Consider the following 22,490-nt stretch of genomic DNA (forward strand, 5'->3'; position numbering starts at 1 on the left):
AAAGATGGCCATACATGATGTAGGTTTACTAGAACCAGTAATGCAGCAACCGGAAACGATAGTGAAACAGAGCTTTGATCGATTCTTTTTAAATGAAAATGAACAGAGCGTTGAATATTATACGCAAGCTATGCTACGAGCACAAGAAGCTATTATTCAGCATTTTTCTAAAAGTGACAAGCCATATAGTGGCTTGTCACCTGAAGACTTCGCAAACCTTTTTGATCATAGCTTTACAGAAATCTTACCAGAGAATGGTTCAACATTAGAAATGTTATTTAGAAACATTGGAGAAACTATTTTAAAGCATTCAATCGTTGTATCTAACCGAAAATGTATTGCTCATCTACATTGCCCGCCTTTAACAGCTGCTCTTGCTGCAGAAGTAATGATTAGCACAACCAATCAATCGATGGATTCTTGGGATCAAAGTGCGGCTGCCACGATTCTTGAAGAAAAGATGATGCAATGGTTAAGTAACCTGTTTTTCAAAAGTAATCGAGCAGACGGTGTCTTTACTAGCGGAGGAACCCAATCAAACTTTATGGGGTTACTTCTTGCACGTGACCGTTTTTTAAAACAACAATTGAACTGGGATGCACAGAAAAAAGGATTACCAAAAGAAGCTAGTAAACTAAGAATTCTATGTTCGAAAGCTGCCCATTTTACCGTTCGCCAATCAGCGTTTTTACTTGGATTAGGTGAGAAGGCCGTTATTCCGATTGAGACGGACGGGGAACATCGAATGTGCGTCGACCATTTAGACCGTTGCTTAATGGAACTCAGAGAACAAGGCTTACTTCCTTTTGCTGTAGTAGCAACAGCAGGAACGACTGACTTTGGCAGTATCGATCCACTAGTAGAAGTCGGTAAACGTGCTAAAGATTATCAAATGTGGTTTCACATCGATGCAGCATACGGAGGTGCCTTGATTTTAAGTGAACGCTATAAACATAAGATAGCGGGAACGAATCTCGCTGACTCAATAACTGTTGACTTTCACAAGTTATTTTATCAACCGATTAGTTGTGGGGCTTTTCTCGTCAAAGATCAAGCAGATTTTGAATTTATAAAACTAAATGCAGACTATTTAAACCCTGAAGACGATGAAGAGACGGGTATTCCTAACCTAGTCACAAAATCGATTCAAACAACAAGACGCTTTGATGCTCTAAAGCTTTTTGTCACGTTTCATAGTATTGGCCGACAAAAATTAGCGGAAATGATTGAGTACACAATGGATTTAGCCCGAGAAACCGCAAGTATCATTGAAGAAGATCGCGATTTTGAGCTCATTAATCAACCTGAAATCAATGCGGTGGTTTTTCGCTATCGGCCTCAAAAAAAGGAAGGGGTAAATCATTCAGAATGGCTCAATCGAATGAACAGCTCCATTCGTACAAAACTACTTGAGTCAGGTTACTCTGTATTGGCCCGAACCCGAGTTAATGAATCTGTTTACTTAAAATTCACATTACTTAATCCGCAAACGACGTTAGAGGATATCCAGTCGATCCTCCGCCAAATAAAGCATGTAGCATATTCAGAATCAAATATATAGAAAGGATAGATGACATGAATTCTAAGTACATTGCTGAACAAGCAACGATCCAAAGCTTTTTAAATTGTTATTTAAGAGAAACCGGAAAATATGAGGTGATTAATAAAAATAGCGACTATGACTTTCCTCCTCAATTGAAAAACAGAGTTGAAGTAGATCAAATCGTCGTATGTGAATTTCCGAACCAAGGGATTTATGTATATGTTCCGTTACGTTACTGGTCAGTAACAGGACGTCATATATTTTCGTTTCCACTCTATTATTCTCCTTTAGCTGATAAAAGCTCTTTACTCGAACTCGATTACGTAACGCTAGTAAGCATCGTAATTAAAGAACTCAACATGAGCTCTGGGGTAACCACTCAATCAACTAGTGATCAAGACGAACTAATGTTACGAGTGATATTAAGCTGCCAAAATATTGAACAATTTATTCAAGAACGCTACAGTGAGAGAGATCGTCTCTATCAAACAGATATGAATTTCATAGATGCAGAACAAGCATTAATCTTTGGCCATTTATTACATCCAACACCGAAAAGTCGTCAAGGAATTGCCGAGTGGGATGTTCCTATTTACTCACCCGAATTAAAAGGAGAATTTTCGCTACATTATTTCCGTGTTCATACATCAATCGTTCAGCACGGATCAGCTTTAGAAGATACAGCTATAAACCTTGTAAAAAAACAAATAGAAGATGATCCTTATGCAAGCAACGAATTTAAAGAGAACTATTGCCAAGCAGATGATTACGCACTTATTCCGATACATCCATGGCAAGCTGAATTTTTAATGCGCAAACCAAAAGTACAGGTACTGATGGAAAAAGGCTTGATTGAAAGTCTTGGAAAACAAGGGCGTACCTTTTACCCAACTTCTTCGGTTCGGACAGTATATCATCCAAAGGAGAAATTTATGTTGAAGTTTTCCTTGAATGTAAAAATTACGAATTCTGTTCGTGCAAATAAAAATATGGAGCTTGAGCGAGGTGTAGAAGTAAAAAAACTCCTAGATGGCAAAATCGGTGGGTATATGAGAAAGCTTCATCCGAATTTCCATATCATAAGTGATCCTGCTTTTTTAACTGTAAACATAGAGGGTGAACAGGAATCTGGCTTTGAAGTCATTTTAAGAGAAAACCCATTTTATTTACATCATGCCGAAAACGCAACCCCAATTGCTGCTTTATGTCAGGATTCCATGGAAGGTCATACATCAAGATTAGCAGAGATCATTAAAAGCTTAGCAGAAAAAGAAGGACGGACAACCGAAGAGGTTAGCTTAGAATGGTTCCGTCGCTATCTTAATCTCTCTTTACAGCCGATTTTCTCGCTGTTCTTTACTTATGGAATTGCACTAGAAGCCCATCAACAAAATAGTGTGATTCAATTAAAAGACGGTTATCCTGATCATTTCTTTTATCGCGATAATCAAGGCTATTATTTTTGCGAATCTTCCTATGAACAATTGAATCAGCTATTGCCAGGAATAAGCGAAAAAAGTAAAACTGTTTGTTCAGATGCAATTGCTGAGGAGCGTTTACGTTACTACTTTTACTATAATCACTTGCTCGGACTAGTCAATGCATTTGGAGTAGGCCAGCTAATTGATGAAGGAAAGCTATTACAGGAAATAAAGACTGTACTCGTAGAGATGGAAGTACCAGTAGAAAAATCATCGAGTCTCATTGAAAGTTTACTAACGTCTGAGAAACTACCATGCAAGGCGAACCTCCTGACTCGGTTTCATGACATGGATGAGCTGGTAGGGTCTTTAGAAACTCAATCGGTTTATGTTGAAATTGATAATCCACTGGTACAAAAGGAGTTGGTAACAAGTGAACGTATTTGATGAAGAGATTGGTTATGAGATCTCTTTTCGACAAGTTAAACTAGAGGAGGATTTGGAGCGCTTGCATTATTGGCATCACCAAGACCATGTCATTCCGTTTTGGAAGCAAAATTTTCCTCTTCCTGAATATAAGGCTCATTTAGAAAAACTCCTGCAAGACCAACACCAAACTTTATATATCGGTCACATCAACGGAGAACCGATGAGTTATTGGGAATGTTATTGGGCAAAAGATGATATCATTGCCGATTACTATGATGTGAGACTAGAGGATCAAGGAATACATCTATTGTTTGGCCCACAGAAATTTTTAGGAAAAGGGTTGGCACTCCCTCTTTTACGGGCAATCGTTGCCTTTCGTTTTCAGCATGAAAGCACTAAGAAAATTGTGGCTGAACCAGATATTCGTAATGACAAGATGATTCATATCTTTAAAAAGTGTGGGTTCGAACCACAAAAAGAAATCGATCTACCAGATAAACGCGGCTTGCTAATGTTTTGTGAGCGTACAACATTTTTTAAGAGGTGGAAACATGTCAAGAAAATCGAACAACAGTATGTATGATGTTATTGGTATTGGAATTGGTCCGTTTAATCTTGGATTAGCTGCCCTGGCGGAAGAGAGCACGGAAATAAAGACGTTATTTTTTGAACAAAAGGCCTATTTTGAGTGGCACGGGGGGCTTCTGATTGAAGAAACGACACTTCAAGTTCCGTTTTTAGCTGATGCTGTAACGATGGCAAATCCGAAGAGTAGGTTTAGTTTTCTGAATTACTTACATGAGCACGAGCGCTTGTATAAATTTTATTTTTTAGAACGATTTCATATTCCAAGGCGGGAGTACAATCATTATTGTCAATGGGTGTCTGAACAACTAACAAACTGCTGCTTTGGTCAAAAAGTTACGGCGGTTGAGTGGAAGACCGATTTTGCAGAAGTGAGCTGGTTTGAAGGTGAGATCAACAGCGAAAATGGTTACTTTAAAGTCGAAACGATGGATATGGAATCAGGGAATGTCAACTACTATTATTCACGTCATCTCGTGATTGGTATTGGTAGTGTACCTTATGTTCCAGATAGTATGATTGGACACTCCTCAGAACAGCTTTTTCATTCTGCACAATTTTTACCTAATCGAGAGCAATTACGAAAAGCGAAATCAATAACTGTAGTAGGGTCAGGTCAAAGTGCGGCAGAAGTATTTCTTGAATTACTAAAAGAACAGACTAGGTATAGCTATCATTTAGATTGGTATACAAGATCAAAGGGATTCTTCCCAATGGAGTACTCAAAGCTTGGCTTAGAGCATTTTTCCCCAGATTATACGAATTATTTTTATCGGTTATCTCAGGAAAAAAAGGACGAGCAATTGCCAAAGCAGGATTTGTTATATAAAGGAATTAGTGCAAAAACGATTGCAGATATTTATGATGCTCTATATGAATCTACAGTTAGCGGGGAAAAACCACCTGTTCGCTTGCTTCCAAAAACGGAAGTGATGGAAGTGAAGGAGATAGAGACTGGTACGAAAAGAAAGCTTCAATTACTTTGCAATCAATGGGAACAAGAAAAAACGTTCATCCATGAAAGCGAAATGATTGTTGCGGCGACTGGTTATCAGCACTTGATTCCACCGTTTATTTCAAACTTAAACTCTCTTATTCAATGGGATGAAAAAGGTCGATATTTAGTAGAGGAAAATTATCAGCTGAAGTTGACGAAAGAGATCGCTAATCAAATTTTCATTCAAAACGGTGAGATGCATACACATGGAGTCGGGGCACCGGATTTGGGGTTAGGCGCCTATCGAAACTCAATGATTATCAATCAACTTGTCGGTAGGGAATTATATCCTGTTCGACAGCGGAATGTTTTTCAGCAATTTGGAGTTTAATAAATGACATCAAATAAAGCGATTCAGCCGATGCTATTTTTCCTGATCTTTTATTTAGTGTTTACAGATGTGGCCCTATCCCCGTTTTATCCGCAGTTTTTTGAAAAAGTGTTTGGTATTGTCGATTTGGAGTTTACGGCTTTTTATATATTTATCGCGAGACTAACGGTTGTAATTGCGGTACCAATTTGGGGCGTCCTTTCTAAGTATTTTGAAATCAAGCACCTGTTATATACAGGTCAATGGATTTCCGTTGTTATGATGCTTGGCATGGGAGGGGCTGAGCATGTTACATCGTTTGTAATATTTACGGTCTTACTTTTAATCGGAAAAAGCAGTTTCTTTCTCATTTATCCTTTACTGATTGAACGCAGTGGGGAGGACAAACGTTCTGCAGTCGTTGGAACGTACCATATGGTTTTTCACGGAGCGATCATATTAGGGACATTATCAGGTGCTTGGATCATCAAACTAGATGAGCCATTATTCGTATTCTATGGACTAGCAGCAATTGAAATTATTCTATGGTTTATGGGGTGGTTTACATTTCGAAAGCTGTCATCTAGGAAAAAAGCGGTTCCTAAAAAAGATTCGGTTCAGCTTGCCGGAAGAAACATCCATTTTTTATTAACGATAGGGCTCATCATTTTAGCCTTTCACGCTGCTAACAATATGATTCGTCCATATTTTACAACGTATACGATCCAAGATTTTCAGCTTTCCTTCGTTGAAAGTAGTGTCTTATTTTTAATTCCGAGTGTAATGGCGATTATTGCTTATCCACTGATTCGGAAAATCATGTTACCTCAAAAATTACCGGTTATATTTGCTGTTGCATTAGGCATTTTATCTATCAGTCTATTTTTACAAGGAATGCCAAGTAGTTTAATTATTCTATGTATCGGAAGGGTCTTTTACGGATTTTTTCTAGCGATAGCACAATCAGCGCTAGAGGTTTACTTATTCCATAAAAGTAATGATCAATTAAGCTTGAATTATTCAATCGCATCGTCATTTCAAAATGCAGGTTTATTAGTTGCGCCAATTCTTGCATCAACGTCAGTGCTTACTTATAACTTAGCTGCCCCATTTGTTTTTGCTGGAGCGATTTGTCTTTTCATATTATTAGTCGCTCATTTAATTTTATTTAAAGATACAAAGTCTCCAGTCAAAGAAGTAGCTTTGGAAAAAGATATTGTATAACGAAAAGGAGAGTGAAAGCATGCAAAAATTATACCAAGTAAAAGAGACGTTAACACCAGATCGTTGGAATGAAGTCGGTCTAAACTTATTAGCGAAAATGATTTCAGAGTTCATGTACGAAGAAATTATCCACCCTGAGATTATTGAAGAAACAGAGTCTAGTACCGTTTATCAGCTAGTCATTAAGGCGGGTGAGAACGACCACGAAATCTGCTATCGATTTAAAGGGAAAGAACGGATGATGGATAGCTATCGAATTGATCCGGAAACGATCCAGTGTTTACGCAATGGGCAATGGGAAATAACTCAGAATCCGATTCAATTTATTTTAGATATTCAGCAAACCGTTGGCATGAACCCATTGACAACAGGGCATCTCATTAAAGAATATAACAACACACTATTAGCAGATGCACACATTTTACAGAGTAAGGAAAACCAAAGTGTCGAAGAGCTAGTTGATATGGATTACGGTGAGTTAGAAGGTGAGATGGAGGGTCATCCGTGGATCACATATAATAAAGGTCGGATTGGATTTGACTACCAAGATTACCTTTCGTATGCACCAGAACAAAAGAAACAAATCAAGCTTTTGTGGGCTGCTGTTGATCAAGAATATGCAACCTTCCAATCGATTTCTAAAATCGATTATAAGACGTTTATTGAAGCTGAGCTAAGTAAAGAACGATACGAAGATTTTATGAAAATCTTATTAAACGAAGGGGTAGAGCCTTCAGACTATTTCTTTGTACCAATCCACCCTTGGCAATGGAATAATATTATCATTCAATATTTTCCTGAGGATATTGCCAGAAAGAAAATGATTCCACTTGGTGAAGGTGAAGATGATTACCTTCCACAGCAGTCGATTCGTACATTTGTCAATACAACTCATAAAGAAAAACATCACGTGAAATTACCAATGAGTATTTTAAATACGTTAGTTTATCGTGGTCTCCCAGGGGAACGAACGGTAGTAGCACCGGTCATTACTGATTATATCCAGAATATTCGCGATCAGGACGCTTTCTTGCGAGAGGAGTGCCGAATTATCCTGCCAGGGGAAGTAGCGAGTATTAACTATGAGCACCCATATTATTCAAAGTTGAACGGTGCACCGTATCAATATTTAGAAATGTTAGGAAGTATTTGGCGTGAAAGCATCTATTCTTTTCTAGAAGACGGAGAGCAACCGATAACTTTAGCTTCTCTTCTTTATAAAGACAAGGCAGGAAAGCCATTTGTTGCTTCATTAATTGAACGATCTGGACTAACGGTGAATAAGTGGGTTGAAAAATTATTCAGCGTCGCATTACCTCCTCTTCTACATTACTTATATAAATATGGCACGGTCTTTTCACCACATGGGCAAAATACCGTATTAGTGTTAAAAAATTTTATCCCGCATCGATTAGCGATGAAAGACTTTGTGGATGATGTAAACGTCAGTGACGAACCTCTCCCTGAATTACAGCAGTTACCGAAGGAATTAAAGACCGTTCTTCGCAGTGAAGGAGCAGAAGGGTTATGTCAATTTATTTTCACTGGACTATTTGTTTGTCATTTCCGTTACTTAACGGATATTCTTGAAACCTATTTTCACTATGAAGAAGAAAGGTTTTGGTTGGTATTAAGAGAAACAATTATTCAGTATCAAAATCGCTTCCCAGAACTATCGGAACGGTTTCAACTATTTGATTTATTACGACCATCGTTTACGAAGCTATGCTTGAACCGTAATCGAATGATTGATTATGGGTACGAAGATGATGACGATCGTCCACATGCGTCGGAATTCGGAAAAGTTCAAAATCCATTACATCTTGTGGCCGTGTTAGAAGTATAAATTATATAGGTAGAGGAATAACACGAAAGAAACAATTGTTCAAGTGCTTGATGATTAAACATAAAAAACTGAGTGTCCTAAATAAGGATACTCAGTTTTTTTGAGTTATAATAGAAATTAGAAGTATCAATCCAGTTTGTTGTATATTTGGTGTTTCCAAAGAGGTGTTTTTATGTTCAGTAAGCTAAAATGGAAGAGATATTTAGCATCAAAAGCTTTATATCATAGATTTTTAACTGATAGATTTACAGCAAAAATACCATCAGCTAGAACTTCAAATAATTATGGCAATGATAATATACATCAGTACATAGTAGCTCATCGTGGTGCAACAGGTTATGCACCGGAAAATACGATGGCAGCTTTTCAAAAAGCCATAGAAATGAAAGCGGATTTCATCGAGCTAGACGTACAAATGAGTGAAGATGGCGAATTAGTTGTCATTCATGATACAACAGTCAACCGTACAACTAATATTGACTCAGTAGAACAAGTCATGGTTAAAGACTTGACGGTAAAGGAATTAAAACAATTAGATGCAGGTAGCTATTTTGGAACAAAATTTGTAGGTGAGCAGATCCCTACTTTTGAAGAAGTTTTAGATACATTTTATGGGAAAATTGGATTTGTGATTGAAATTAAAGCTCCTAATTTATATTTAGGGATTGAACAAAAAGTTGCGGAGATTCTTATTGAACGTAACCTGAACAAACCTTGTAATGGAGAAATTTTGGTGCAGTCTTTTGATTTTAATACCGTAAAAAAACTACATGAACTATTGCCAGATGTTCCAAGGGCTGTCCTTACATCGAAGAAGAAAGATCTAACGGACACGCGTTTGAAAGAATTCACATTTTATGCCGACTATGTCAATACGAGCCGCCGCTTAGTAACAAAAAAATTAGTAAATAAGATCCATTCTCTTGATATGAAAATCATGACATGGACTGTTCGTAAAAAAGACCAGGTAGCTCCTTTGGTTAATGCTGGTGTTGATGGGATTATTACAGACTACCCTGACTATGTTCCAAAAAATATGCATAAGTAACCAATAGAGGAGGAAATTAGTAATGAAGCATTTTTTACTCGTTGAAGACGAAAAAATATTAGCTAAAAATATTGCCTTTTTTCTAGAAAGAGAAGGCTATCAAGTGGATATCGAATATGATGGTGAAGCAGGTTGGCTATCTTATTCAACAATATCCTATGATCTGATCTTACTAGATTGGACTTTACCAAAGAAAGACGGTTTAGAACTTTGTAAACAAATACGGAAAGAATCAAATGTACCGATTATTATGATTACAGCAAAAGGTGAAATTTTAGATAAAATTATTGGCTTAGAGCTAGGTGCAGATGATTATATCGTTAAACCGTTTGATCAACGAGAATTATTAGCTAGAATTCATGCTTTGCTAAGAAGAAATGACACTTCAAATAATGAACGGGTAGAGCATTTGCTTCAATACGAGGGTCTAACATTAGATCGTGCAAAGCTACTTATTTTATACAAAGACCATTCGATTTCGCTTACTGCTAATGAGTATAAATTGATGGAAATCTTAATGAACAAGCCGAATAATGTCTACTCAAGGGAATATTTATATGAGCAGATTTGGGGAGGGTCACTGGAATATAGTGAAAGAACGGTAGATGTCACTATCAGTCGATTACGAAAAAAATTAATGGAGCTTTCAGGTAAAAAATATTTTCAAGCCGTAAGAGGTATGGGTTACCGTTTTGGAGAAAACGCATGAAAATTCAATACCAATTGTGGTTGATTTTTTCTAGTTTATTTCTTATTGTCTGTTTTGTTGTTTACATGTTTGTTTTATCTACGTATGAACAACGCTTACAAGAAGGCTACGAACAAATAGCTATTGCTCAAGGCACTCCCATTATTGATGAAATCAAAGATACATACCCTTATACACCAAACCGTAGTATCGGTTACCTTCAAAGGTACAGCGAACAGGTAAATGGCAGATTGATTATGTTGGATCATAACAAAAATGTTTATGCAGATAGTTATCAACAGCTAAAGTCGAATACTAGCTTAAATCTTACTATATTAGAACGAGACACAGCTCCAGGATCACTTTTTATTAAAACAGATCCTTTCGGCTATGTTCAGTATACTTTATTTCCCTTTCAGAAGTTAGATAATAAAGGTTATTTATTAATGATTCAGAAAGCAGACCAACTGTACACTGAAGTTAAGGCATTTCAGAAATGGATGGTTTATACGCTACTTATCGCTTTAGCTGTTTTCTTTTTTATTTCATATTTTGTTTCAACGTGGTTTTCGAAACCAATCCGTGAAATTATTTTCCATTTAAAAAAAATAACGCCACAAAAACGTTCTTTTTCCGTTAAACATCGGCGAAATGATGAGGTTAAAGAACTAATTAATGCGTTACAAAATATGGTTGAAGAATTAAATCTATATGATGAACGTCAACGAAGGTTTCTGAGCACTTCCTCACATGAATTAAAAACGCCATTGGCAACGATACAACTGATCCTTGAGAATTTACCTTATGTACGTGAAAAAGAAGAGACATTTGACGAATTTGTACAAGACTTATCATTCCAAGTTCAAAAAATGAAGCAAATGGTTGACCAATTATTACATATTAATCGTATATGGGATAAACAACTTAATAAAAACAAACTTCATACACAAGACATCCAGCGTCACCTCCTACGGTCCTTTCAACATATAGCCCAAGACAAACAAATAGTACTAGATTTTGATTTTGAGCCTGTTCATTTATTTGTCGATCGAGCATTGTTTCTGCGTGGATTGGATAACGTAGTTTCAAATGCGATTCGCTATTCTCCAAAAGGTCAATCTGTAGAAATTAGCATTCAACAAGATAAAGGGAACATTCAGATTAGTGTGTGTGATCTTGGGATTGGGATCTCCAAAGAAGATCTTCCTCATATATATGAACCATTTTATCGTGCCAATGATGCGACGGCATGGAATCAAGAAGGGAGCGGTTTAGGATTAACGATAGTCAAACAGATGATTGAGTTGCATAAGGGGTCGATTACTATTGATACAGTTCAAAATGAAGGAACGTGTATACACTTATTTTTACAAAATACTTAAGTAACAAAATTGTTACATTTCTTAAATTTCCATGATACAAAACGTTACTATAGTATAACTAAGCCGGAATAAGTAAGTACAAAGTAAGGTGATTCTTGGCGTACTACTTATAATTTACAAGGAGGTTAGTATAGTGAAAAGAATCTGGACCCTTTTGCTGATTTTGTTAGTAAGTATCGTAATCTTTACCGCTTGCGGTCGTAATGTAGAACCGGATCAAATGAATCAACCGCATGATGAGGAAATAAATACTCCTTCAGAAGAACCAGGAGAAGTGGAAGAGCAAGATGGACGGACTAATGGAGAAGAACAACTAAATGATGAGGGAGCTGTTGATGAATCCAATTTATCTCCTACACCTGATGAAAAGGATGAAACACATCAAGTTGTACTTTACTTCCCAGATCATGATTTAATGTCTACTTATCGTGTTGAAAAAGAGATTGTTGTAAGAAAAGGAGAAGATGTGACAAAGGCCGCACTTGAAAATTGGATTAAAGGACCCGACCATGAAGAATTAACGGGATTAATCGATTCAGATGTGATCATAGAGTATGTTGAAGAAGTTGATGGAATCGCCCATGTAAGTTTTTCAAAAGAGATTCAGGAAAGTAATTTAGGCTCAAGCGGTGAATTAATGTTTGCTGAACAGATTGCGATGATCATGCAGCAATTCGGATTTGATCGGACACAAATTTTAGTAGAAGGAAGAGTTGGCGAAACATTGCTCGGACATCTTTATACAGGTGATCCAATTGAAGCTAATGATCCGGAAAGCTACCTGTGGGTGGATGAAAAGGATTCTCGTGAAATCGTATTGCAAAATGTAGCTTTCCGAATTTTTGAACCTACACCTAACAGTGAAGTGAAGGATCGGATCGTTGTAAGTGGTTTAGCACGAGTTTTTGAAGGGACGATATTATATGAATTTGAAGATGGCCACTATATGCTAGATGAAGGCTTCACAACAGCGGCAAGTGGTGCACCCGAATGGGGCGAATTCGAGATTATTATTGAACTTGATGAGGTAACTAGCAATTCAGGTCGAGTGATTCTTTTCGAGGAAAGTGCTAAAGACGGTTCAAGAATTAATGAATTAAAAATCCCAGTCAAGATTAAAAATTAATTCACATTGTTTAATAAAATATAAATATAATTTTATATATAGCACTTTAAGAAACGATTTGATTCTCTAAAGAATCCGTTGTATAAAACATCCGTTTATGCAAAATCTACGCATATACATTGGATAAAAAGGAGAGGAAAATATGAAGAAACAACGAAAATCAACTCAGGTAGACCAACAAAAGCAAATAATAGCCAATCAAAATCAAACAGGACAGTTTACCGAAGTGGATACAGAGTTTTCTTTGGATGAAAGTGTGCAAGAAGCGGTAGCCAAAAGTCGTCAATATGAAGCAAAAAATCAACAGCCAACTTACGAACCCAATAAACCATTTTAAAAGGCTACAACCTATGTTCTGTTTTACTTTTTATTTATTGACATCGTTCTGGTTAACATATAAATCTGACACTTCGTATGGTGTCAGATTTTTTATGGAATTATTATTTCCTTTGGTCATGCTATTTAGAAAATGATGATAAAATCGAATAATAGATTTACTAAAGCCATATTTTACTAGATAGGAGGGGTATTTTATGAAAGATAAAGTAGATATGAAGAAAAAATGGATTGATATATCTCAACCATTAACCGAAACGATTGCCCATTGGCCTGAGGATACACCATTTTCTTATGAAGTTAGTTATACAAAAGAACAGACTGGATCGGTTAATATTGGTCAAATTACTACAAGTGTGCACATTGGGACACATATCGATGCTCCGTTTCACTTTAAGAATGATGGCACAAAAGTGCTTGACTTGGACATTAATGTATATATTGGCCCGTGTCGTATTATCGATGTGTCGTCTTATATGAAAATTGATGAGGACGTATTGGCGCAATATGATTTAGACGGTGTGACACGGTTATTACTAAAAACGTCAATCCCAAATAACCCGAGCTTATTTCCAAAAGAAATTCCTTATTTGACGAAAGGTAGTGTTGGCTTTTTAAAAGAGAAAGGAATTATCTTAATCGGGGTTGATGTTCCTTCTGTTGATCCCCTTGATAGTAAGGAACTAGAGGGGCATCATGCTTTGTATGACCATGGAATACACATTTTAGAGAACGTCATGCTAGACCATATTGATCCTGGAGATTATGAGTTGATTGCTCTGCCACTTCCGCTAAAAGAAGCAGATGGAAGTCCTGTTCGAGCTGTCGTTAGACCGCTCTAGGTAGAGCCATTAAAAAAGGTTCCAAAAGGTTCCATTATGGAGGGGTGCGAGGATGGATTATGATAAAAAGAAACGCAACTCTACAACTGCATCGGAAAAGAATATTCATACTGATTTCACAAATCTAATGACCTACGGTGAATACTTACAACTTGATCAAGTCTTGTCTAGCCAAAAGAGATTATCTAACCATCATGATGAAATGCTCTTTATTATCATTCATCAGGTTAGTGAACTATGGATGAAACTCATTCTCCACGAATTAAATGCAGCGATAGAATCGATTGAGAAGGACGATTTATCTACTTCCTTCAAACAATTAGCAAGAGTATCGAAAATTCAATCTCAAGTGATTCAAGCTTGGGACGTCCTATCAACTTTGACCCCTTCTGAATATACGGAATTTCGCAGCTCCCTAGGTCAGGCCTCTGGGTTTCAATCCTTTCAATATCGGATGATTGAATTTGCACTTGGTTATAAAACTGATCATATCTTAAAGATTTACAAAAAGGATCTAGAACTTTATGCAAAATTAGAAAAAGCATATAAATCCCCTGGAATTTATGATGTAGCAATAATGCAACTGAATAAAGCTGGATTTCCTATTCACTCTAACGTGCTTAACAGAGATTACTCCACCCCATATCAGGGAGATCGAACTGTGCGTAAGGCATGGTTGGAAGTTTATCGAGATGTAGATCAGTATTGGGATCTATATGAGCTGGCAGAAAAACTTGTTGATATAGAAGATTGTCACCAGCAATGGCGTTTTCGTCATATGAAAACCGTTGAACGAATTATCGGTTTTAAGGTTGGAACAGGAGGCTCTAGCGGAGTCAATTATTTGAAGAAAGTATTAGACCAACGTTTCTTTCCTGAATTGTGGGATCTCCGTACTGAGCTGTAAGCCATTTTTTTACACATGACATATCATATGAAAGACAAAGAAAACCTTATCCAAAAGATTATTCTTGGATAAGGTTTTTAATAATATAGCTGGTAGTTTGCCAATATGAGCATAAATATGTGTTGAAAAGAAGATACAACTTGATGATTTATAAAGATTTTTACAAATATGTGAAACTTTTTACATTTTCATTCGTAAGTAAGATATAGCAATACATAAGGTGGCAATCATTGTGAAGCCATCATCATTACTATTTCATTTTTCTTAGGAGGCGGTTACATGACGATTTTAACTTTTCTGGCATTTTTAATTCCAGTATTGATACTGGCTGCAATTGGGGGAGTTATTTGGTGGTTCTGGATGAAATTTCGCTATAAGACTGCGAGATCAAATGAAGCATTAATTATAGCTGGTCCAAAATTAGGAGATCCCAATAAAGAAACCAATATTTTTACGGATAATGAAGGTCGTTCAATTAAGATCATTCGTGGTGGTGGTCATCTACTAAAGATGCACCAAACGGCAACACCTGTTGATTTAACGTCATTTCAATTAAAGCTAACTACACCGCGCGTTTTTACAAATGGCGGGGTTCCAATTATTGCGGATGCCGTTGCAATGGTCACAGTGTCTGACACATTAAAAGGGATTGCCATTTATGCTGAGCAGTTTTTAGGTAAGGAGCAAAAAGAAATTGAAAGTGAAATTTCAGAAGTACTTAATGCAAACTTACGGGCGATTTTATCGAAAATGACGGTAGAAGAAATTAACGAAGATCGAGAAGGCTTTAACAAACAAGTAACTGAGGTTGCACAAAATCAGTTAGATAGTATGGGTTTCAAAATCACATCATTAGGATTACAAGACTTACGTGATGCTGACCCAGAAAATGGATACCTCGAGAACTTAGGTCGACCACGCATTGCTGAAGTTCGAAAACGTGCCGAACTTGCTGAGTCTGATAGCGATAAGGAGACACGTATTCACCGAGCGAACAATGACAAAGAAGCGAAGGAACAGGAGTTTCAACGACAAATTGAAATTTCAGAGGCTCAAAAAGAGAAAGACCTAAAAGACGCAGCAATTAGAGAAGAGACGGAACGGGCGCGCGCGAAATCAGAGCAGTCGTATCAGTTAGAAAAAGCAAAACTAGACAAAGAAGTTCAAGAAGAGGAGCTTCAACTCCTTGCACGTAAAAAGGAAGAAGAACTACGGATTAAGCACCTTGAAAGAGAACGTGCTGTAAAGTTAGAGGAAGAAGAAGCAAAAGTCCGTAAAGCTAAAACTGACGCTAACTTCTATGAAACTACGAAAAAAGCAGAAGCAGATGCTGAGAAATCTCGGATTGAAGGGGAAACGAAGGCGAGGATTAAACGGGAAGAAGGTCTTGCTGAGGCAGAAGTTATTCGTAAGCGCGGGGAAGCCGAAGCTGAAGCGAAACGTTTATTGGCTGAAGCCATTGCTAAACATGGTGAAGTCATTATTGTCGAAAAACTAATCGAAATGTTACCACAGTTTGCTGAAGCCATTTCTAAACCATTATCTAATATTGAATCTGTGAAAATTATCGACACCGGTAATGGTAACGGAGTAGCCTCGTATAGTAAAAGTATTACAAACACCATGGCACAAGTGCAAGAGCCTTTAAAAGAGCTGACCGGACTTGATATTTCAAAGCTATTAACGGACCTCGTAAATAGAGGAAATACTCATACTGTCGTACGTACAGAAGCAGCTCAGCCTAATCATAGTCAGAACGCAGAAACTACAAATATTGAAACTAAGCCATAGAAAAACAGCACCCCAAATGTTAGTTCGTGTCTAACATTTGGGGTGCTGTTCATAATAGTTAGCGTCCATTTATTTATATTGGGAACATTTGTAACTATTTGTTACTATGGACCATCTTCAAGTAAATTTTCTTCTTCTAAAATTTTTTGTACTTTATCAAAGCCAAATCCTTTAATAGGGCCTGAGTTAATTCCGATTAGGGCAGCAGCTGTCATCATAATGGCTAAAGCAATGTATGATTGTTTCCCAGCCCAATCCAACATCGAACGATCAATTTCTAGATGGTGAAGATCCTCCTCCTGAAGAATGAAATTATAATTGCGTTAATTTACAATTAATACTCTTTTTTTACACCCCGTTTACCCGATAAAAAAACCTAATTCAGGGTTAATAGCATTCGAGATGGATTAAAACATTTAGTAGTGGAGCGAAATGACTTGAGAAATTTACAGAAATATTGGATTATAGATAAGTGTTCTTGTTGATGTTTAAAATTTTGGAGGAAAATATGAAAACAAAAATCAATTCAAAAGCGATCCTAATCACCTTTATGATTGGTGCATTTTTTGCAATATTAAACGAAACCTTGTTGAACATTGCCCTAACGGAATTAATGAGAGTTTTCAATGTTGATGCTCCAACAATTCAATGGTTGGTAACTGGATTTATGCTGGTGATGGGTGTATTAATGCCTGTTTCTGCCTTGTTGATTCAGTGGTTCACTACAAGACAAATGTTTATCGGTATCATGACTGTATTTTTATTCGGGACAGTTATTGCTGCGTGTGCTATTAATTTTTCTATGCTTTTAGCTGGGAGAATGATCCAAGCTGTAGGTACTGGGTTATTAATACCTGTTATTATGAATGCTTTTCTTTTCATTTATCGACCAGAAGTTCGTGGGAAAATTATGGGGACGTTTGGGTTAGTCATTATGTTTGCTCCGGCAATCGGCCCCACTTTGTCTGGAGTTATTGTTGACTTAGTGGGGTGGCGCTGGTTATTCATCACCGTTATTCCTTTTGCTGTATTTTCGATTTTATTTGCTTTGAAATTTTTGGAAAACGTTGGAGAAGTAACTCGTCCTAAAGTAGATATTTTCTCGATTATTCTATCTACAATCGGAATTGGAGGAGTCGTTTATGGATTTAGCAGTGCAGGGGAAGATTCGGAAGGGTTTAGATCCGTCACGATCATTTCTATCATATTAATTAGTTTAATTAGTTTAACGATGTTCGTATGGCGTCAATTGAAATTAGATGAACCATTATTAGATGTCCGTGTGTTTAAATATAATAGTTTTTCACGTGGAATCAGCCTTTTTGTCATTGTCATTATGGCCATGTTTGCTTCTGAGATTGTGATGCCCATGTATTTACAAGGACCACTTGGATATTCTGCAAAGGTAGCTGGTCTGTTACTTTTACCAGGAGCATTATTAAACGGCGTCATGTCACCCATAATGGGAACATTATTCGACAAGTACGGTCCAAGGAAATTGATCATACCTGGTACTATTGTATTAGTCGGAGTTATGATTTTCTATAGTAACATAAGTACTTCAATCCCGATTTGGTCATTTATCCTTGTGTATATTGCATTGATGATGTCGATTTCGGCAATAATGATGCCTGCGCAAACGAATGCATTAAATATATTACCGCAGAAGTTATACCCACATGGGACAGCAATCGCAAGCACATTACAGCCAATTGCAGGCGCATTAGGAGTTTCGGTCTTTGTAAGTATAATGACTCAAAGTCGCACCAATTTCTTAGAAGAACAATCAAGTCCAATTAGTGAGCAACTCATAACTGAAGCGATGACATATGGTGTACACCATGCGTATTGGTTTGCACTGGCTTTATGTGTGGTAGCATTATTGATCGCACTTTTTATCAAAAAGTCTATTGCTCCAGATTTTACTCAAGCTTAAAGTGCAAGGAAGGGGTCATTTAAACTTTCTTATTCTTAAATAAAAAGTAGATAAAAAGTTGTATTTTTTGGTGAATTATTAGAATATTGTGGTAAGATATTCACAGGTCTTTTTGAAGTGTACGATAGAAGTGGGATAACAACATGATAAGGAGGATTTTTTATTTTGTCTTTTTTAAAAAATTTATCGATTCGTATTAAATTATTTTTAATTTTTAGCATTGTATTGCTATCATTTTTCGGGGGATTTGCATTTGTTTTCTTAGAATTAGATAAAGCAAATCATGAGGTCGAAACATTAGAGCATCGTGGAGAACGTGCTCTAATAATAACCGATATAGCCGCAATATTTCGTGCAAAGTTTATCCAAATAAGTGAATATGAACGTACTGGCAGCTTTAATCAAAATTCATACGATGAATTTAATACGAAACTTACTAGCATTCTAGAGGAAATCGAAAGTCGCATGGAGACTGATAAGCAACAAGAGTTATACCAACTGATTGCCCAGAACAATCGAAAAATGGATCAAGCTAAAGATCAATTGATACTAATTGAAGGTGCCAATCAATCTATTATGGAAGAATTGAATAAGATTAGAGAAGAAACGGCGATGGCCGCACTCGAGTTATCCGACTTAATAGTTTTAGATTTAGAGTCCGCTGGAGAAAGTGCTAAAGCCGCTATATCTCATACAAAAGTTGTCCTTATTGTAGCTATTAGCATAGCTATAGTGATAGGTACACTGCTTGTTATATTCTTTAGCAGCTACTTATCTAAATCTTTAAATCGAGTAGCTGAGACAGCGGATAATATTAGTAAAGGAAATCTTCAGATTGAAAAAATAAATGTAAATTCGAAAGATGAAATCGGGCGTATGAGTGATGCAATGAATAAGATGGTAGATCAACTACGTGATCTAATCTTCCAAATTTCTAGTACTTCCGATCAAGTTGCAGTATCAGCCGAACAATTAACTGCTAGTGCAGAGGAAACGAGCACGGCTACAGATAGTATTACAAATTCTATTCAAGAAGTAGCTTCGGGAGCTGAAAGACAAGCAGAGGGTGCAAACTCTTTAACAGAAGTGGCAAATGAAATATCAAATGGTATGGGGAAAATTGCGCATAATATGGACGAAGTACATCATTTAGCAGGTATCTCTTATGAAAAAGCTAATGAAGGAACTGGCGTTATTATGAGGTCTGTCGAACATATGAAGTTGAACATCAACGAAAAAACGATGACGACATCTGAAATTGTTAAAAAATTAGGAGATAAATCAACTGAAATAGGTAATATTATTAACCTTATAACTGATGTTGCAGAACAAACCAATTTATTAGCGTTAAATGCTGCAATTGAAGCTGCAAGAGCTGGTGAGCATGGAAAAGGCTTTGCAGTTGTTGCAGATGAGGTCCGTAAATTGGCTGAGCAATCTAGTCAATCTGCTGGGCAAATTGGTATGCTCATAAATGACATCCAAAAAGGCATACATGAATCTGTGTTAGCTATGGATAATGTAAAGCAGGCAGTAGAAGAGGGAATTGTTTATGCTGAAAATGCTGGTGATTCTTTTGAAGGTATTAATGGCGCTATTGATCAAGTTTTGTCACAAATACAAGAAGTTGCTATTGCTTTACATGAAGTTACAGTCAGTTCAGATACAATGATTAGCTCCGTAAATGAAATGACGGAAATCACAAAGAATTCAGCGAGCAATTCACAAAATGTAGCCTCTTCAGCAGAAGAACAAAATGCTTCTATGCAAGAAATAACAGCTTCAGCAGAAACGTTGAGTCAGATGGCAGAAGAATTACAGAACTCTGTTAAGAGGTTTACAGTGTAAAGTTTTTCACATTAATAGATTATATGAAAAAGGGTAATTCAATAAACATGTATTGAATTACTCTTTTTTTAAAGCCTATCGATTTTTACTCGATTTATCTCATACTCTTAGGGGACAAAGTGAGGCCCATGCTGAAGAAGTGTCGAAACAACCGTGAAATTTGTAAATATGTGTCTTTATTCAGAAAATTCGATAAAATAATTGACACAGCTCCTCAGCTATTTTATAGTGTTTATAAGAATATACATACTGACTAGTTAGTTATGGCAAAAATAATGTGATCGCAATGACTGCTAGTAGGTAACATTAGGCTAAACCGACCGATCGTACGGTCGAAAACCGGTTACTTTGAAAGCGTTATCTCATTTGGAGTTCTATCCCGTTTCTTTCGTTTGATTTGTAATTACAGATAAAAAGGAGAGATTCTATGAATCTTTATACAAATCTTTCAAACGCATTCAATCATTTTCCAGAAAAAGAGGCTTATATATTTTTAAATGAAAGTACAACCTACAAAGAATTACATCGTATGGTCAACAAATTTGCTCATAGTTTATCAAAACAAGGTGTTGGAAAAGGGGATATGGCCACAATGGATGAAGAGGGGTATTTTTACATTGTGGACAGAAAGAAAGATATGATCAATGTCGGCGGATATAATGTATATCCAAGGGAAATAGAAGAAGTACTATATGATCACCCAGATATTGTAGAAGCAGCCGTAATTGGAGTTCCAGACGAAAGTTACGGAGAAGCCGTTAAAGCATTTGTCGTTTCTAAAAATGAAACATTAACAGAAGACGAATTAAAACGCTATTTTGATGATAAATTAGTGAAATACAAAAGACCAAAGTTTATTGAGTTTCTATCTGAATTACCGAAAAACACAACGGGTAAAATTTTACGGAAAAATTTAAGAAATATTGGGCAGCAAACTCAAGTAAAATAGTTTATTTGAAAACAACGGATTTATCCGACATTCGATAACTCCGTTGTTTTTTGTTACTAGTAGGTTAATTTTAAGTAAATTTAGCATTTGTGTTGACAATTTGAAAGAATATTCATACTATTGATTTATACTGACCGATCCATCGGTCGGAAATGGAGTGTCTGCATTAATTAACTGAGGTGAATGAAGTATGGATAAAATTATTCAATTACTAAATGGCTCAATAACGGAACTTAATAAATTGGAGAAAGAATTAAAAAATTTAAATGAAGAAGAATTAGGACAAATCGCAGCTTCCTATCCGTTCAATGACTACTTTCATGAACTCGTAATGAAGCTAGAAAAATGGAAAAGCGAACTTGAAAAATGACTAATTGTCATTCGGTCGTTTATCGTAGATTACAGATTAATTTAACTTAAGAAATAGGGTTGACTGAATGGAGGAAAAGGAAGTGTCAGAGAATACAAAAAAGAAAATAACCAATGCAGCTTTAGCACTTTTTAAAGAAAGAGGCTTCCATGAAGTTACAGTCCGTATGATTGCAAAGGAAGCGGGAATATCTAATGGTGGCTTCTACCATCACTTTCATTCTAAAGACGAACTTCTTTATAAATTGAATGACTCGATCCTTACATACGTTATGGAAACGGGAAGAGCCGCAACAGTTGGAAAAGAAAGTCCAGTTGATAAACTAGCCGCGATGATCCGAACCTTCATCATGGCGTTTGATGTCTACAATTTAGAAGTGAGTGTTATGTATCGTGAAGGTCATTATCTCGCACCGGAATACTTTGAGAAAATTAAGCAAAAGAGAGATGAATATGAGAGTTATATTTTTTCAATCTTAGAAGCAGGAATTCAGACTAGCGAAATTCGTAAAAGTACGCCTCTTCTCTTAAATGGAATGGCAATTTTCGGGATGATTAACTGGACGTATCAATGGTATGAAAGAAATCGCAGTATTTCGATAGATCAAATAGCTGATGTATATATAGATTTTCTATTCAATGCATTACTGACGAAGAAAACAAAACAGAATCCAAAATATGAACAGTATTTTCTTGAAGATGAGTAAAGGCATGCAACCTAATAGATAGATTACTAATTTAAATAAAAAACTTAGAGAGAGATAGTAAATGAATTTTCAATTATCCGATGAACAACAAATGATTAAAAAAATGGTTCGTGATTTTTGAAAATGAAGTTGGACCAACGGCGCATGAACGTGATGAAAAATTAAAAATATCAATAACTAAAACCTATATGAGAGGAATCTCTGAA

Annotated in this window: 19 protein-coding genes and 2 pseudogenes; 20 read left to right on the plus strand and 1 reads right to left on the minus strand. The window is 36.4% G+C overall.

What is annotated here, in order from left to right; all coding sequences use genetic code 11:
- Positions 1 to 4: 4 nt before the first annotated feature.
- The 14 genes from J0N78_RS02000 (at position 5) to J0N78_RS02065 (ending at position 16,475) form a co-directional block, all read left to right on the plus strand.
- Positions 5 to 1,561: a pyridoxal phosphate-dependent decarboxylase family protein gene (locus J0N78_RS02000; protein WP_247747057.1), complete on the plus strand. Its 1,557-nt coding sequence runs from the start codon at positions 5 to 7 to the stop codon at positions 1,559 to 1,561.
- 14 nt (positions 1,562 to 1,575) lie between these two features.
- Complete coding sequence (locus J0N78_RS02005) at positions 1,576 to 3,411, plus strand: IucA/IucC family protein (RefSeq protein WP_209121316.1); 1,836 nt, start codon at positions 1,576 to 1,578, stop codon at positions 3,409 to 3,411.
- Positions 3,412 to 3,418: 7 nt separating this feature from the next.
- Positions 3,419 to 3,976, plus strand: a complete 558-nt coding sequence (locus J0N78_RS02010) for a GNAT family N-acetyltransferase (protein ID WP_209121411.1) — start codon at positions 3,419 to 3,421, stop codon at positions 3,974 to 3,976.
- Positions 3,945 to 5,306: a lysine N(6)-hydroxylase/L-ornithine N(5)-oxygenase family protein gene (locus J0N78_RS02015; protein ID WP_209121317.1), complete on the plus strand. Its 1,362-nt coding sequence runs from the start codon at positions 3,945 to 3,947 to the stop codon at positions 5,304 to 5,306. The genes J0N78_RS02010 and J0N78_RS02015 overlap by 32 nt, the downstream gene beginning before the upstream one ends.
- Before the next feature lie 3 nt (positions 5,307 to 5,309).
- The gene (locus tag J0N78_RS02020; protein ID WP_209121318.1) at positions 5,310 to 6,509 is read left to right on the plus strand and encodes an MFS transporter; all 1,200 of its coding nucleotides are present in this window, start codon (positions 5,310 to 5,312) and stop codon (positions 6,507 to 6,509) included.
- 19 nt (positions 6,510 to 6,528) lie between these two features.
- A complete protein-coding gene (locus J0N78_RS02025) occupies positions 6,529 to 8,355 on the plus strand; it encodes an IucA/IucC family protein (RefSeq protein ID WP_209121319.1) in 1,827 nt (608 codons plus the stop codon).
- Positions 8,356 to 8,527: 172 nt separating this feature from the next.
- On the plus strand, positions 8,528 to 9,403 hold the full coding sequence (locus J0N78_RS02030) for a glycerophosphodiester phosphodiesterase (protein WP_209121320.1): 876 nt from the start codon (positions 8,528 to 8,530) through the stop codon (positions 9,401 to 9,403).
- A 22-nt stretch (positions 9,404 to 9,425) separates the two neighbouring features.
- A complete protein-coding gene (locus J0N78_RS02035) occupies positions 9,426 to 10,112 on the plus strand; it encodes a response regulator (protein WP_209121321.1) in 687 nt (228 codons plus the stop codon).
- Positions 10,109 to 11,473 carry a sensor histidine kinase gene (locus J0N78_RS02040; protein ID WP_209121322.1) on the plus strand — a complete coding sequence of 455 codons (1,365 nt, stop codon included), beginning with the start codon at positions 10,109 to 10,111 and terminating at the stop codon, positions 11,471 to 11,473. Before J0N78_RS02035 ends, J0N78_RS02040 begins: the two co-directional genes overlap by 4 nt.
- 133 nt (positions 11,474 to 11,606) lie before the next feature.
- On the plus strand, positions 11,607 to 12,599 hold the full coding sequence (locus J0N78_RS02045) for a Gmad2 immunoglobulin-like domain-containing protein (RefSeq protein ID WP_209121323.1): 993 nt from the start codon (positions 11,607 to 11,609) through the stop codon (positions 12,597 to 12,599).
- A gap of 142 nt (positions 12,600 to 12,741) precedes the next feature.
- Entirely contained in the window at positions 12,742 to 12,936 is a 195-nt protein-coding gene (locus J0N78_RS02050) for a hypothetical protein (protein WP_209121324.1), read from the plus strand.
- A 196-nt stretch (positions 12,937 to 13,132) separates the two neighbouring features.
- Positions 13,133 to 13,777 (plus strand): arylformamidase, encoded by a 645-nt coding sequence (gene kynB, locus J0N78_RS02055; RefSeq protein WP_374193844.1) that lies wholly within the window; start codon positions 13,133 to 13,135, stop codon positions 13,775 to 13,777.
- Between the two features lie 52 nt (positions 13,778 to 13,829).
- On the plus strand, positions 13,830 to 14,684 hold the full coding sequence (gene kynA, locus J0N78_RS02060; RefSeq protein ID WP_209121325.1) for a tryptophan 2,3-dioxygenase: 855 nt from the start codon (positions 13,830 to 13,832) through the stop codon (positions 14,682 to 14,684).
- 279 nt (positions 14,685 to 14,963) lie between these two features.
- Positions 14,964 to 16,475: a flotillin family protein gene (locus J0N78_RS02065; protein WP_209121326.1), complete on the plus strand. Its 1,512-nt coding sequence runs from the start codon at positions 14,964 to 14,966 to the stop codon at positions 16,473 to 16,475.
- A 110-nt stretch (positions 16,476 to 16,585) separates the two neighbouring features.
- Here J0N78_RS02065 and J0N78_RS02070 read toward each other — a convergent pair.
- Positions 16,586 to 16,777 (minus strand): annotated as a pseudogene (locus J0N78_RS02070) (NAD(P)H-dependent oxidoreductase); the annotation flags it as partial.
- Positions 16,778 to 16,983: 206 nt separating this feature from the next.
- Between J0N78_RS02070 and J0N78_RS02075 the strand changes: the two are divergent.
- The 6 genes and pseudogenes from J0N78_RS02075 to J0N78_RS26335 form a co-directional block, all read left to right on the plus strand.
- On the plus strand, positions 16,984 to 18,411 hold the full coding sequence (locus J0N78_RS02075) for an MDR family MFS transporter (RefSeq protein WP_209121328.1): 1,428 nt from the start codon (positions 16,984 to 16,986) through the stop codon (positions 18,409 to 18,411).
- 165 nt (positions 18,412 to 18,576) lie between these two features.
- Positions 18,577 to 20,259 (plus strand): methyl-accepting chemotaxis protein, encoded by a 1,683-nt coding sequence (locus J0N78_RS02080; RefSeq protein ID WP_209121329.1) that lies wholly within the window; start codon positions 18,577 to 18,579, stop codon positions 20,257 to 20,259.
- A gap of 427 nt (positions 20,260 to 20,686) precedes the next feature.
- Positions 20,687 to 21,208 carry an AMP-binding enzyme gene (locus J0N78_RS02085; protein WP_209121330.1) on the plus strand — a complete coding sequence of 174 codons (522 nt, stop codon included), beginning with the start codon at positions 20,687 to 20,689 and terminating at the stop codon, positions 21,206 to 21,208.
- A gap of 190 nt (positions 21,209 to 21,398) precedes the next feature.
- Positions 21,399 to 21,578 carry a hypothetical protein gene (locus J0N78_RS02090; protein WP_209121331.1) on the plus strand — a complete coding sequence of 60 codons (180 nt, stop codon included), beginning with the start codon at positions 21,399 to 21,401 and terminating at the stop codon, positions 21,576 to 21,578.
- An 82-nt stretch (positions 21,579 to 21,660) separates the two neighbouring features.
- Complete coding sequence (locus J0N78_RS02095; RefSeq protein ID WP_209121332.1) at positions 21,661 to 22,284, plus strand: TetR/AcrR family transcriptional regulator; 624 nt, start codon at positions 21,661 to 21,663, stop codon at positions 22,282 to 22,284.
- 61 nt (positions 22,285 to 22,345) lie between these two features.
- Positions 22,346 to 22,445: pseudogene (locus J0N78_RS26335) on the plus strand (acyl-CoA dehydrogenase family protein); the annotation flags it as partial.
- Between the last annotated feature and the right edge of the window lie 45 nt (positions 22,446 to 22,490).

This window comes from Alkalihalobacillus sp. BA299, from assembly GCF_017745675.1.
In the GTDB taxonomy this organism is placed as follows: domain Bacteria; phylum Bacillota; class Bacilli; order Bacillales; family Bacillaceae_F; genus Alkalihalobacterium.

Coding starts and splice junctions, on each gene's coding strand:
- J0N78_RS02025 (WP_209121319.1), top strand. CDS start 6,529: ATGCAAAAATTATACCAAGTAAAAGAGACGTTAACACCAGATCGTTGG.
- J0N78_RS02030 (WP_209121320.1), top strand. CDS start 8,528: ATGTTCAGTAAGCTAAAATGGAAGAGATATTTAGCATCAAAAGCTTTA.
- J0N78_RS02065 (WP_209121326.1), top strand. CDS start 14,964: ATGACGATTTTAACTTTTCTGGCATTTTTAATTCCAGTATTGATACTG.
- J0N78_RS02075 (WP_209121328.1), top strand. CDS start 16,984: ATGAAAACAAAAATCAATTCAAAAGCGATCCTAATCACCTTTATGATT.
- J0N78_RS02090 (WP_209121331.1), top strand. CDS start 21,399: ATGGATAAAATTATTCAATTACTAAATGGCTCAATAACGGAACTTAAT.
- J0N78_RS02000 (WP_247747057.1), top strand. CDS start 5: ATGGCCATACATGATGTAGGTTTACTAGAACCAGTAATGCAGCAACCG.
- kynA (WP_209121325.1), top strand. CDS start 13,830: ATGGATTATGATAAAAAGAAACGCAACTCTACAACTGCATCGGAAAAG.
- J0N78_RS02035 (WP_209121321.1), top strand. CDS start 9,426: ATGAAGCATTTTTTACTCGTTGAAGACGAAAAAATATTAGCTAAAAAT.
- J0N78_RS02005 (WP_209121316.1), top strand. CDS start 1,576: ATGAATTCTAAGTACATTGCTGAACAAGCAACGATCCAAAGCTTTTTA.
- J0N78_RS02020 (WP_209121318.1), top strand. CDS start 5,310: ATGACATCAAATAAAGCGATTCAGCCGATGCTATTTTTCCTGATCTTT.
- J0N78_RS02050 (WP_209121324.1), top strand. CDS start 12,742: ATGAAGAAACAACGAAAATCAACTCAGGTAGACCAACAAAAGCAAATA.
- J0N78_RS02015 (WP_209121317.1), top strand. CDS start 3,945: ATGTCAAGAAAATCGAACAACAGTATGTATGATGTTATTGGTATTGGA.
- kynB (WP_374193844.1), top strand. CDS start 13,133: ATGAAAGATAAAGTAGATATGAAGAAAAAATGGATTGATATATCTCAA.
- J0N78_RS02040 (WP_209121322.1), top strand. CDS start 10,109: ATGAAAATTCAATACCAATTGTGGTTGATTTTTTCTAGTTTATTTCTT.
- J0N78_RS02085 (WP_209121330.1), top strand. CDS start 20,687: ATGAATCTTTATACAAATCTTTCAAACGCATTCAATCATTTTCCAGAA.